Genomic DNA, 11,774 nt, shown 5'->3' with positions numbered 1-11,774 from the left:
AATATGAATACGATTTTAAGTTTATGCAAAATGTACACAAATCTTTCTGAAACCGATATCAAAAAAATAAGGGAAGTATCAAAGATACTTCCAACAATATCTGATCTTGTCCAAGCAGATGTATTTATAGATTGTCCTACAAAAGATTTGAATAAAGCTATAGTTGTATCTGAAGCAAAACCTGTAAATTGTCAGTCTATGTATAAAAATAGTGTAATTGGTAAACTGGCATTACGTGAGAACGAGCCGGCAGCACTAAGGACACTTGAACTTGGAATTTCAACAAAAGATATGAAGGCTGTTACTCAGGAGAATGAAAATGTAAGCCAAACAGTTGCCCCAATAAGAAATAGAAATAATAATGTCATAGGGGTTATAATAGTGGAAAAAGACATAACAGAAGATATTAATAAAAACAAATATATGGAAATGTTAGCTGAAACTACAGAGGAACTTACCAATAATCTTCTTTCATTAACAGGAAATGAGGGAAGTATTACGAATTATTTGGATGATGCTATTATAATCTTTGATGAGCATGGAGTTGTGGAGTTCACTAACTCTGTTGCAGATCGGTTATATAAAGACCTTGGATATAAAGATAATATAGTTGGTATGCATTTTAATAACGTATGTCTTGATGACAATTCATTTAAAAATGTTATGTCAAAAAAGCAGTTTAGTATTTCAGAAGTAAACATAAGTAATTACACCTTACAAGTGAAATATGTATTTGAAAATTTAAGGTCAGTTGGGATAGTTATGATGATAAAAGATATAACAAAATTTAAACAGCAGGAAAAAGAATTGATGCTAAAGTCTGTTGCCTTTAAAGAAATACATCATAGAGTTAAGAATAATTTACAGATGATTGCAAGTCTTCTTAACTTGCAGGCAAGAAGAATAGAAAATGAACAGACTAAAATTGCACTTAAGCAAAGTATGAATCGCATATTAAGCATAGCTGCAACGCATGAAATCCTATCGCAAAATGGAATGGATGATGTTGATATAAAAGAAGTTATAGGAAAAGTTGTTGAAAAAATAAAAATGTATAGCTGTAGTCTATCAAAGAAGATATATATTGATGTTTCTGGTAATAATTTTAAAGTCAATTCAGATAAGGCAACATCTATATCACTTGTAGTAAATGAACTTATTGAAAATTCTATTGAACATGCTTTTGAGGAAAAAGAGGAGGGAAGTATACATATTAAAATAGACAATGGTAAGATGTATTCAAGCATATCTGTTATTGATGACGGAATAGGATTTGATATAGATAATGTTGACAGGAAAAGTCTTGGACTTAATATAGTAAAAAGCATTGTTAAGGAAAAGCTTTTAGGAGATCTTAATATGAGTTCAAACAATAAAGGTACTAAAGTTGTTTTTGATTTTAAAAATAGTGAAAATTAAATTTTAGCACAATGAAGTGTTATGTATGGCAATGGAGCCCAAAGTTAAAAAACTTTGGACTTTTGTTTTTTGAAAAATTTCATCTAAATATTAATAGAAGGGAAGTGATAAATTGAAGCAGGAAATATTGAGTGTGGGAATTGACATTGGAACATCTACGACACAACTTGTTTTTAGCAGGATTACTATTGAAAATATGGCATCTAGTTTTTCAATACCTAAAATAAATATAGTAGATAAAAAGGTTATATATAAAAGTAATATTTATTTTACACCTTTGATATCACAAAATGAAATAGACGGTTCATCAGTAAGAAAAATTGTAGAATCTGAATATAAGAAAGCAGGTATAAAACCTGAAGAAGTTGAAACAGGAGCAATAATAATTACTGGTGAAACTGCAAGAAAAGAAAATGCAAGAGAGATTTTAGATGAAATGAGCGGTCTCGCCGGAGATTTTGTAGTTGCTACGGCAGGACCTGATTTGGAATCCATTATTGCAGGCAAAGGAGCAGGCACAAACATTATATCAAAAGAAGAAAATTGCACTGCAGCTAATATGGATATTGGAGGAGGAACTACAAATCTTGCAGTTTTTAAAGAAGGTGAAGTAATTGATACCGGTTGTCTTGATATAGGAGGGCGACTTATAAAAATAGATAAAAATACACATGAAATAACATATATTGCTTCTAAAATTAAAAAACTAGCTGATAAATATGGAATAAACATAAAAGTTGGTGAAATACCTGACATTTCTGATGTTGAAAATATTGTTAAAAAGATGGTGGAGCTTCTTGAACAATCTGTTGGAATGAAAAACCAAACGCATGAATATGAAGAAATAATCACCAATAAAGGTCTTAAATTAAATTACAACATTGATTGTATTACTTTTTCTGGAGGAGTAGCAAATTATATATATGCGGGAGACGATGAAGAAGATGTTTATAAATATGGAGATATTGGTATACTGCTTGGAAGATGTATAAAGAATTCCATACTTACGCAAAAATTTAATTTGGAAAAATCCAGAGAAACTATAAGAGCTACAGTTGTAGGTGCAGGATCTCATACCACTGATATAAGTGGAAGCACAATAACCTATACAAAGAATGTGTTTCCTATAAAAAATGTTCCTGTAGTTAGAGTTCATCAAAGAAATAATAATATTGATTGTAGTTACATATCAGAAACTTTAAAGGAAAGGCTTCATTGGTTTAAGGTGGAAAATGAATTTCAGCAAGTTGCAATTGCAATAGATGGTACTAAAAGTCCAAGTTTTAACGAGGTACAGCAAATGGCATCTTCTGTAATAAGTGGAGTTTCGGATATCTTAGATGAGGAATATCCTCTATTTGTAATAGTTGAAAATGATATGGGCAAGGTACTTGGACAAACAATATATAAGATGCTTGATTATAAAAAAGATGTAATTTGCATTGACAGTATAAAAGTAGAAGCAGGTGATTACGTAGATGTAGGCAAACCGCTTATGCATGGACGTGTTGTTCCTGTAGTTATTAAAACGTTAGCTTTTAGTTCATAAAAGGGGTGAAGATAAATGATTTTAAAAACCAAATTATTTGGTCAAACGTATGAATTTAAATCAGTTAAAGAGGTGCTTGCAAAAGCCAATGAGGAAAAATCAGGAGATAAACTTGCTGGTATAGCTGCATCTACAGTTTCCGAAAGGATTGCTGCAAAAGTGGTTTTAAGCCATTTGACATTAGCAGATCTTAGAAATAATCCTGTGGTTGACTATGATGAAGATGAAGTAACAAGAATAATACAAGATTCTGTAAATGAAAAAATTTATAATGAAATTAAAAATTGGTCAGTTAGTGAACTTAGAGAATGGATATTAGATATCAAAACAACTGGTGAGCAAATAAAGAGGATAAGCAGAGGACTTACAAGTGAGATGGTTGCCGCAGTTGCAAAACTTATGTCAAACATGGATCTTATTGTTGGAGCAAGGAAAATTAGAAGAACAGCTCACTGCAACACTACTATAGGATTAGAAGGAACTCTTTCATCTAGATTACAGCCAAATCATACCACAGATAATATTGATGGTATAGTAGCATCTCTTATGGAAGGTTTATCCTATGGAATTGGTGATGCTGTAATAGGATTAAATCCTGTTGAAGATACAGTAGATAATGTAACTAAAATTTTAAATAAATTTGATGAAATAAAGAATAAGTGGGAAATACCTACGCAGGCTTGTGTGCTTGCACATGTAACAACGCAGATGGAAGCTATTAAAAAGGGTGCACCTTCAGATTTGATTTTCCAGAGTATTGCTGGCACTCAAAAGGGTAATGAAGCTTTTGGAATAACTGCAAGTATGCTGGATGAAGCAAAGGAAATTGTTACAAAGCTTGGAACATCTACAGGACCTAATGTAATGTATTTTGAAACAGGTCAGGGCTCTGAACTTTCGTCAAATGCACATAATGGTGCAGATCAAGTGACATTGGAAGCTAGGTGTTATGGTCTGGCAAAAAGATATAGTCCATTTCTTGTAAACACAGTTGTTGGATTTATAGGACCTGAATTTTTATATGATAGTAAACAGGTTACAAGAGCTGGACTTGAGGATCACTTTATGGGAAAACTTACTGGAATACCTATGGGATGTGATGCTTGTTATACAAATCATATGAAAGCAGATCAGAATGATATTGAAAATTTGGCTGTACTTCTTGCTACGGCTGGTTGTAATTACTTTATGGGTGTACCTTTTGGAGATGATGTAATGCTTAATTACCAATGTACAAGTTATCATGACACTCCAACACTTAGACAATTACTTGGATTGAAGCCTATAAAGGAATTTGATCAGTGGCTTGAAAAAATGGGAATAACTGAAGATGGCAAATTCACTGAAATTGCTGGAGATGCGTCTATATTTCTTAAATAATAAGGGGTGAAAATAATGGTATCAGAAAATGAATTAAAAAAGATGATTGAGCAGGTTTTGTGTGAGGTGGTTTCTGCTGATAAAAAGGATACTGATAAAGTAGATATAAGTAACAGCAGTGTGCAAAATGATATATCTGGTGGCATTTTACCTGATATAACAGGAAAAAATTTGAGAGACCTTTTTTATGTGCCCAATCCAGAGAATAGAGAAGCATATATGAAGGCAAAACAAATGACATCTGCAAGGCTTGGTATGTGGAGAACAGGAACAAGGTATAACACAGAATCGCTTTTGAGATTTAGAGCAGATCATGCTGCGGCAATGGATGCCGTATTTACAAGTGTTCCTGAAGAATTTATAAAAAAGATGAATTTGTTTTCAATAAAAACAAAATGTAAAGATAAAGATGAATACCTTACAAGACCTGATCTTGGAAGACAATTTGAAAAAGAAGAGTTAGACAAAGTAAGAGAAAAATGCATAATGAAACCACAAGTTCAGATTTACGTATCAGATGGACTTAGTTCAACCTCAATTGAATCAAATGTAAGTGATGTTTTGCCTGCAATGATTCAAGGACTTGAAGGCTATGGAATAAAGGTAGGTACACCGTTTTTTGTAAAATATGGTAGAGTGCCTGCTATGGATGTTATATCAGAAACACTTGATGCTGAAGTTACGTGTGTACTTATTGGAGAAAGACCGGGACTTGTAACAGCTGAAAGTATGAGTGCCTATATGGCTTATAGAGCAACTGTTAATATGCCTGAAGCTAGAAGAACCGTTGTTTCTAATATTCATAGAGGAGGAACACCTCCGGTAGAAGCAGGAGCTCATATTGCGGATATTATAAAAACTATTTTAGAAGAGAAAAAAAGTGGAGTTGATTTAAAACTTTAATTAGGAGGAAAAGCATATGAAAAATGATCCAATAAAAGCCCGTGTGTTGAGCGTAAAAATAATTCCTAGTGTTGACCCTGATTTGGCACAAGCGTTAAATTTGCAGTCAAATCAAAGAAGTCTTGGACTTATAACTTCCGATATAGATGATGTTTCATATACGGCAATTGATGAAGCTACAAAAAAAGCTGATGTTGAAGTAGTATATGCAAAATCTATGTATGCAGGTTCAGGAAATGCAAGCACAAAACTTGCAGGAGAATTTATAGGAATTCTTGCAGCTCCTAATCCTGCTGAAATTAGAAGTGGACTAGATGCAGCAGTAGAGTTCATAAATAGTAAAGCTTGTTTTTATAGTGCAAATGATGATGACGATATTATTTATTATGCACAGTGTATTTCAAGAACAGGTACATATCTTTCAAAAGTAGCTGGTATACCAGAGGGTGAAGCAATAGCTTATCTTATAGCACCACCCCTTGAGGCAATATATGGGCTAGATGCAGCTTTAAAGGCAGCAGATGTAAAGGTTGCAACATTTTATGGACCTCCATCTGAAACTAATTTTGGAGGAGGGCTTTTGACAGGAAGCCAATCTGCTTGTAAAGCTGCTTGTGATGCATTTGCCAATTCAGTAAAATTTGTAGCCGATAATCCGACTCAGTTTTAAAAATGTATAGTCAAGCATTAGGTATGGTTGAAACATTAGGATATATAGCAGCTGTAGAAGCACTTGATGTCTCTCTAAAATCTGCAAATGTTAAATTTGCTGGTTGTGAACTTATAAGGGAGGGGCTTGTTACTATCAAGGTTACGGGTGATGTTGGTGCTGTAAATGCATCTATTGAAGCTGCTAAAACAGCAGTGAATAAAGTGGGAAAATTAATTTCGGCATTTGTTATACCACGGCCTGCTGATGATGTATTTAAATTTTTCTGTGAAACAGAAAAGAAAGATATGGTGCTTAAAGAAATACAGGAAAAGCCAGAAGAGTTGGAAAAGCTTGAATGTGTAGAAAAACTACAAGAATTGGAAAAACCAGAGGAATCAGAAGAACAAGAAAAGCTAGATGGGATAGAAGAGAGAGAAGATCCAAAAGAGTCGGGTATAAAGGAACCAGATCAGGAAGAATCAGAACCAGAAGGTTCAGAAAACCTGGAAAAACTAGCTCCAGATGAATCAAATCAGGAACAACCAGAGAGAGTAAAAGTAGATGAGGAAAGAAAGTCAGGTTCACTTCTTGAGATAAAACAAAAACTTGAAAGAATGAAAGTTATTGAACTCAGAAATATGGCTAGAAGAATGAATTTAAGTTCATTGACTAAGAAGGACATTAAATTTGGCAAGAAAAAGCAGCTGATTAAAGCAATTTTAGAATACTATACAAGGAGGCTAAAATAAATGGAAAATATGGATAGGGATTTGCAATCTATACAAGATGTAAGACGGCTTGTTCAAAAAGCAAGACAAGCTCAACAGGAATATTGTAAATTCAGTCAGGAAAAGATGAATAAAATTATTGAGCATGTAGCAGAATCCGCTGGTTTACAAGCTGAAAGACTAGCAAAACTTGCTGTAGAAGAAACAACTTTTGGAAATTTACCCGATAAGATAATTAAAAACAAATTTGCTAGTGAAATAGTGTATGAAAATATAAAAGACATGAAGTTAGTAGGCATTTTAAGAGATGACAAAGATAGAAAAATATTAGAGATAGGTTCACCTGTAGGTATTATTGCAGGACTTGTACCATCAACTAATCCTACTTCTACCGTTATATACAAAAGTCTTATAGCTTTAAAATCAGGAAATGCAATTGTATTTAGTCCTCATCCTAAGGCAAGACATTGCATTGCAGAAGCTATAAAAGTTGTAAGTGATGCAGCTGTTGAGGCAGGAGCACCCTTAGGAATGGTTTCCGGAATGAGCATACTTACTATGGAAGGAACTCATGAGCTTATGAAAAACGTTGATCTCATACTAGCAACAGGTGGATCAGCTATGGTAAAGGCAGCATACAGTTCAGGAACTCCTGCTATAGGAGTTGGACCTGGAAATGGACCTGCTTTTATTGAAAAAACAGCAAATATAAAGCTTGCAGTAAAAAGAATAATGGATAGTAAAACTTTTGACAATGGGGTAATATGTGCTTCAGAACAGTCCATAGTAGTTGAAAAGTGTATAAAAGATGAAGTTGTAGATGAGCTTAAACGTCAAGGAGCATACTTCTTATCTAAAGAACAATCCGAAAAAGTAGCAAAGTTTATATTGAGAGCAAATGGTACTATGAATCCTCAAATTGTGGGAAAATCAGCTCAGAAAATAGCTGAAATGGCAGATATAACTGTAGATCCAAATGCAAGAATATTGATTTCAGAGCAGACAACAGTTGGAAAAGATAACCCATTTTCAAGGGAAAAGCTTACAACAATTTTAGCATTCTACTGTGAAGAAAATTGGGAAAAAGCTTGCGAGAGATGTATTGAGCTTTTAAATAATGAAGGTATAGGACATACTCTCATAATACATTCAAACAATGAAGAAATAGTAAAAGAATTTGGGCTTAAAAAACCTGTATCCAGAATACTTGTAAACACGCCGGGATCACTTGGAGGAATAGGAGCTACTACAAATTTAGTGCCTGCACTTACACTTGGATGCGGAGCAGTTGGAGGAAGTGCAACTTCTGATAATGTAGGGCCAAGGAATCTTATAAATATAAGAAGAGTTGCCTATGGAGTAAAGGAAATAGAAGATATAAAAAATTTTGTAAGTAATTGTAATGACAGAGAAACCTCACATACTGTTTTAGATATTTCTGATCAGTACGTTGAACTTATAACTAAAAAAATAGCTGAAAAGCTTAGTTTGTAAAATATAGGGAGGAATTAATATGACAAATACAAATGCTCTAGGAATGATTGAAACAAAGGGATTGGTAGCAGCAATAGAAGCTTCTGATGCTATGGTAAAAGCAGCCAATGTAACACTTATAGGTAAGGTACATGTAGGTGGAGGGCTTGTAACTGTAATGGTAAGAGGAGATGTTGGAGCTGTAAAAGCTGCAACAGATGCAGGTGCTGCAGCTGCCGAAAGAGTTGGAGAACTTCTTTCAGTACATGTAATACCAAGACCTCATAATGAAGTTGAATACATTTTACCTAAAATAGAGAGAGTAGAAGACTAAAAAAGGATAAAAACCCGGGATAAAAAATACCCGGGTGATATACATTCTTAAAAGGATGTGATGATATGAGTGTATTAACGGAGTATGAGCTTAGAACAAGTTTAAGAAATAAAAATATTTCTGAATATGCTATAGCAAAAAATGTTATAGTTACTCCTTCTGCAAGGCAGTACTTAAATGACAAGAATATAAAACTTGTTATTAAAGAAGAAGATAACGAAAAAAAATCTGCTCTGCCTAATAATGTGGCTCCTATAGATAAAACTATAAAACCTGTGTATGTAACACTTCAGGGAGGGTATTATGAAAAAAAACCTGAATTTATGACCCAGCTTTATGGAAACAAACTTGTTTATAAAGATCATCCAAGAATAATACTTCGAGGTGAACTTGATAACCTTGAATCCAATATACTTGAAGCCCAAGTCAAAGCTGAAAAAAATAAATGTTCGAGCCTTAGAAAGGATTTGGGGGAAGTTCTTAAATTTGTAAGAAATATTTTAAGAGCAGAAGTACTTGAAGAAAAACTTGGAGATTTGGTTTTACTTGGAATGAATGACAGTGAACTTAGGGAAATGTCACATCATCCTAAAAAGTATTTTAATGTGGATCATTTTATAACACAAGCGGATATGGGTGAAATGGTAGTAATGCTCAATTCTTTGAGGAGCTATTCACGAAAAGTTGAAATATGTGCGTTTAAAGCTTTTAAAAACATGGAAGGTGTTCTGACAAGAGAGGATATTGTCATGTATTTAAACAGGCTCAGCAGCTGCTTTTATATAATGATGTGCAAGTATAAAGCAGGAATGTATAAGTAAAGAGGTGAAGTAGTTGAACAATTATGATATTGAAACTGTTGCAAATAAGATAATAGAGATGATTTTGAACCATAGACCTATTCCTATAGAAGTATCGGGAAGGCATGTTCATTTATCACAGGAAGATATGGAGAATCTTTTTGGTGAAGGATATAGTCTTACAAAGAAAAAGGATCTTTCTCAACCTGGACAGTTTCAAAGTAATGAAAAGGTAATGCTTATTGGACCTAAAGGTGTTATAAAAAATGTGTCAGTGCTCGGACCTGTTAGAAATGAAACACAGGTTGAAGTTTCTAAAACAGATGCTGCTACTCTTGGTATTAATCCTCCAGTTAGAGAATCTGGAAATTTGAAAAAAAGTGCATCACTTATTATTGCGGCAGGAAAATCTGTTATAAAGGCTGAGGAAAAAGTGATTGTGGCCAAAAGACATATCCATATGACTCCATTTGATGCAAGATTATATGGAGTACAAAATGGGGATAATGTAAAAATTCAGACCTTAGGAGAAAGATCTCTTATATTTGGTGATGTAGTTATAAGGGTGAGCAATAAATATAAAACGGCTATGCACATTGATTTTGACGAAGCCAATGCATGTTGTTATCTAAAGGGAATGAATGCAAAGATAGTTAAATAGGAGGTGCCTGCTGTGAATCTTGAAGAGATAAATAACTTTGTAAGTTCAGTAGAAAAAAGTATAAAGTATCCTGCAAAAGTAGAAAAAAATGAAAAATATTTGGTGGGAGTTGATCTTGGCACTTCCTACATAGTAATCGTTGTGCTTGACAGTAATAAAAATCCTGTAGCTTGTGAAATGGAATATGCTGAAGTGGTTAAAGATGGATTGGTAGTAGATTTTACTGGAGCAAGTGATATAGTAAGAAGATTAAAAAAGAAAATTCAAGAAAAAACAGGAATAGAACTTGTTAAAGCAGCTATTGCTGTTCCTCCTGGTACGGGAAAAAGGGATGCTGATACTCATAGATATATAGTGGAGGGAGCGGGAATGGATGTTACTGCGATACTTGATGAACCTACGGCAGCAAATTCAGTGCTCAATATAAAAGATGGAGTTGTAGTAGATATAGGTGGTGGAACCACGGGACTTTCCATATTTGAAAATGGAAAAACTATATACACAGCTGATGAACCTACAGGGGGTACACATTTATCTCTTGTAATAGCTGGACAGTATGGGATAAGTTTTACTGAAGCAGAAAAAATGAAAAAAACAAGTGAAAAACAGAATGAAATTTTTAATATTGTAAGGCCTGTGATACAGAAAGTGGCTTCCATAATAAAAAGTCATATAAGGGAATTTAAAGTAAACACTATCTATCTTGTAGGTGGTACATGCTGTTTAAAAGGGTTTGAGAGTGTTATTGAGAAAGAAACTGGTATAAAAACAGTTAAGCCGTCGAATCCATTATTAGTAACTCCAATAGGAATTGCTTTAAACTGTTGTAATAAAGAAGGTGATTAAATGGATATTAATGCTATTGTTGATATGGTTACACGGGAGATAATGAAAAGATTGAAAGATGAAAATGGATATCCTCAAAAATCCTTAAAAAGAATTTTAGTGCTTGATAAAAGTAGTGATGAAAGTTTTAAAATTATAGAGCAAAAGTTAAATTTTCTTGGATATGAAATAGATTATATGAAAGATAAAAAGGATACCCTCACATATGAAAAAATTATAATTACATCCTTGAGCAATAAGGAAATTGTAAATATGGCGATGGGATTGGAAAGTGGTATAAAAGAACAGACAGTTCTTGAAGCACTTTTGTTAGGCAAAAAAGTATTTTTACTCGATGATGGCATAGCGTATAGAAAATATGCAGCTACTTCTAACAAGGCTTTGTATAAACTTTATGAGGAGTATGAAAAAAAGCTTTGTGAGTATGGGGTACGTATAGTGGATAGGGAAAACTTTGTAAATGAATTTAGTGAACCTAAACAGAATAACAGAGATGAGGAGAATATTAAAAACAGTGCAATTGATCATAAAAATGAAGGCTTAGAGAAAAAAAATAAAAATATACTTGAATTTACAGGCAAAAAGTTGATAACTGAATCGGAAATTAGAAAAGCTTGTGAAAAAGGATATATAGAAATAAGTGTTCCTAAAAAGGCCATTATAACTTCTCTTGCTGTTGATTATATAAAGATAAACGGGTTAAAAGTTAATAGAATAGAATAACTTCAAAGGAAAGGATTGTTATATGGAAATAGGTAAAATTGTTGGAAATGTATGGGCTACGAAGAAAGATGATGACCTTAATGGACTTAAGTTTCTTATTGTGAAGCCCATAGATTGTTACTCTTATTACGAAGGTCATACGTTTATAGCGGTAGACAGCATAGGATCTGGTATAGGAGAGATAGTTCTCGTAGTAAAGGGAAGTTCTGCTAGAGTATGTCTTGGTAAAAAATATATACCTGTAGACGCAACTATTGTTGGTATAGTAGATAATGTGGAGGTAGAGAAAGGTGAAAAAGAATAATT

At 33.4% G+C, this 11,774-nt stretch carries 13 protein-coding genes; all 13 read left to right on the top strand.

Annotation, left to right across the window (positions count from 1 at the left end):
• Nucleotides 1–3 precede the first annotated feature (3 nt).
• The 13 genes from CLCOS_RS11975 to CLCOS_RS11915 all read left to right on the top strand — a co-directional run bounded on the left by CLCOS_RS11975 (nucleotide 4) and on the right by CLCOS_RS11915 (nucleotide 11,772).
• Entirely contained in the window at nucleotides 4–1,419 is a 1,416-nt protein-coding gene (locus CLCOS_RS11975; RefSeq protein WP_063600111.1) for a histidine kinase N-terminal domain-containing protein, read from the top strand.
• Between the two features lie 112 nt (nucleotides 1,420–1,531).
• The gene (gene eutA, locus CLCOS_RS11970) at nucleotides 1,532–2,968 is read left to right on the top strand and encodes an ethanolamine ammonia-lyase reactivating factor EutA (RefSeq protein ID WP_063600112.1); all 1,437 of its coding nucleotides are present in this window, start codon (nucleotides 1,532–1,534) and stop codon (nucleotides 2,966–2,968) included.
• A 15-nt stretch (nucleotides 2,969–2,983) separates the two neighbouring features.
• Entirely contained in the window at nucleotides 2,984–4,348 is a 1,365-nt protein-coding gene (locus CLCOS_RS11965) for an ethanolamine ammonia-lyase subunit EutB (RefSeq protein ID WP_063600113.1), read from the top strand.
• Between the two features lie 15 nt (nucleotides 4,349–4,363).
• Nucleotides 4,364–5,251, top strand: a complete 888-nt coding sequence (gene eutC / locus CLCOS_RS11960; protein ID WP_063600114.1) for an ethanolamine ammonia-lyase subunit EutC — start codon at nucleotides 4,364–4,366, stop codon at nucleotides 5,249–5,251.
• Nucleotides 5,252–5,267: 16 nt separating this feature from the next.
• Nucleotides 5,268–5,921, top strand: coding sequence for an ethanolamine utilization microcompartment protein EutL (eutL, locus tag CLCOS_RS11955; protein ID WP_063600115.1), 654 nt, complete (start codon nucleotides 5,268–5,270; stop codon nucleotides 5,919–5,921).
• Between the two features lie 2 nt (nucleotides 5,922–5,923).
• Nucleotides 5,924–6,652 (top strand): BMC domain-containing protein, encoded by a 729-nt coding sequence (locus CLCOS_RS22995; protein WP_063600116.1) that lies wholly within the window; start codon nucleotides 5,924–5,926, stop codon nucleotides 6,650–6,652.
• Nucleotides 6,653–8,125: an acetaldehyde dehydrogenase (acetylating) gene (locus tag CLCOS_RS11945; RefSeq protein ID WP_063600117.1), complete on the top strand. Its 1,473-nt coding sequence runs from the start codon at nucleotides 6,653–6,655 to the stop codon at nucleotides 8,123–8,125.
• 19 nt (nucleotides 8,126–8,144) lie between these two features.
• The gene (gene eutM, locus CLCOS_RS11940; RefSeq protein WP_063600118.1) at nucleotides 8,145–8,438 is read left to right on the top strand and encodes an ethanolamine utilization microcompartment protein EutM; all 294 of its coding nucleotides are present in this window, start codon (nucleotides 8,145–8,147) and stop codon (nucleotides 8,436–8,438) included.
• 65 nt (nucleotides 8,439–8,503) lie between these two features.
• Entirely contained in the window at nucleotides 8,504–9,259 is a 756-nt protein-coding gene (locus CLCOS_RS11935) for a cobalamin adenosyltransferase (protein WP_063600119.1), read from the top strand.
• A gap of 13 nt (nucleotides 9,260–9,272) precedes the next feature.
• Nucleotides 9,273–9,899, top strand: coding sequence for a phosphate propanoyltransferase (pduL, locus tag CLCOS_RS11930; protein ID WP_204524431.1), 627 nt, complete (start codon nucleotides 9,273–9,275; stop codon nucleotides 9,897–9,899).
• 12 nt (nucleotides 9,900–9,911) lie between these two features.
• A complete protein-coding gene (gene eutJ / locus CLCOS_RS11925) occupies nucleotides 9,912–10,745 on the top strand; it encodes an ethanolamine utilization protein EutJ (RefSeq protein ID WP_063600120.1) in 834 nt (277 codons plus the stop codon).
• On the top strand, nucleotides 10,746–11,468 hold the full coding sequence (locus CLCOS_RS11920) for a hypothetical protein (RefSeq protein ID WP_063600121.1): 723 nt from the start codon (nucleotides 10,746–10,748) through the stop codon (nucleotides 11,466–11,468).
• 22 nt (nucleotides 11,469–11,490) lie between these two features.
• Entirely contained in the window at nucleotides 11,491–11,772 is a 282-nt protein-coding gene (locus CLCOS_RS11915; protein ID WP_063600122.1) for a EutN/CcmL family microcompartment protein, read from the top strand.
• Nucleotides 11,773–11,774 lie beyond the last annotated feature (2 nt).

The organism is Clostridium coskatii, assembly GCF_001675205.1.
Taxonomy (GTDB): domain Bacteria; phylum Bacillota; class Clostridia; order Clostridiales; family Clostridiaceae; genus Clostridium_B; species Clostridium_B ljungdahlii.
Note: the sequence above shows the minus strand (reverse complement) of the source record. Positions and strands in the feature narration are given on the sequence as shown.

Excerpts from the sequence above, each read along its gene's own strand:
- CLCOS_RS11935 (WP_063600119.1), top strand. The coding sequence starts at position 8,504 with ATGAGTGTATTAACGGAGTATGAGCTTAGAACAAGTTTAAGAAATAAA.
- CLCOS_RS11920 (WP_063600121.1), top strand. The coding sequence starts at position 10,746 with ATGGATATTAATGCTATTGTTGATATGGTTACACGGGAGATAATGAAA.
- eutM (WP_063600118.1), top strand. The coding sequence starts at position 8,145 with ATGACAAATACAAATGCTCTAGGAATGATTGAAACAAAGGGATTGGTA.
- CLCOS_RS22995 (WP_063600116.1), top strand. The coding sequence starts at position 5,924 with ATGTATAGTCAAGCATTAGGTATGGTTGAAACATTAGGATATATAGCA.
- CLCOS_RS11915 (WP_063600122.1), top strand. The coding sequence starts at position 11,491 with ATGGAAATAGGTAAAATTGTTGGAAATGTATGGGCTACGAAGAAAGAT.
- CLCOS_RS11965 (WP_063600113.1), top strand. The coding sequence starts at position 2,984 with ATGATTTTAAAAACCAAATTATTTGGTCAAACGTATGAATTTAAATCA.
- eutC (WP_063600114.1), top strand. The coding sequence starts at position 4,364 with ATGGTATCAGAAAATGAATTAAAAAAGATGATTGAGCAGGTTTTGTGT.
- eutL (WP_063600115.1), top strand. The coding sequence starts at position 5,268 with ATGAAAAATGATCCAATAAAAGCCCGTGTGTTGAGCGTAAAAATAATT.
- CLCOS_RS11945 (WP_063600117.1), top strand. The coding sequence starts at position 6,653 with ATGGAAAATATGGATAGGGATTTGCAATCTATACAAGATGTAAGACGG.
- CLCOS_RS11975 (WP_063600111.1), top strand. The coding sequence starts at position 4 with ATGAATACGATTTTAAGTTTATGCAAAATGTACACAAATCTTTCTGAA.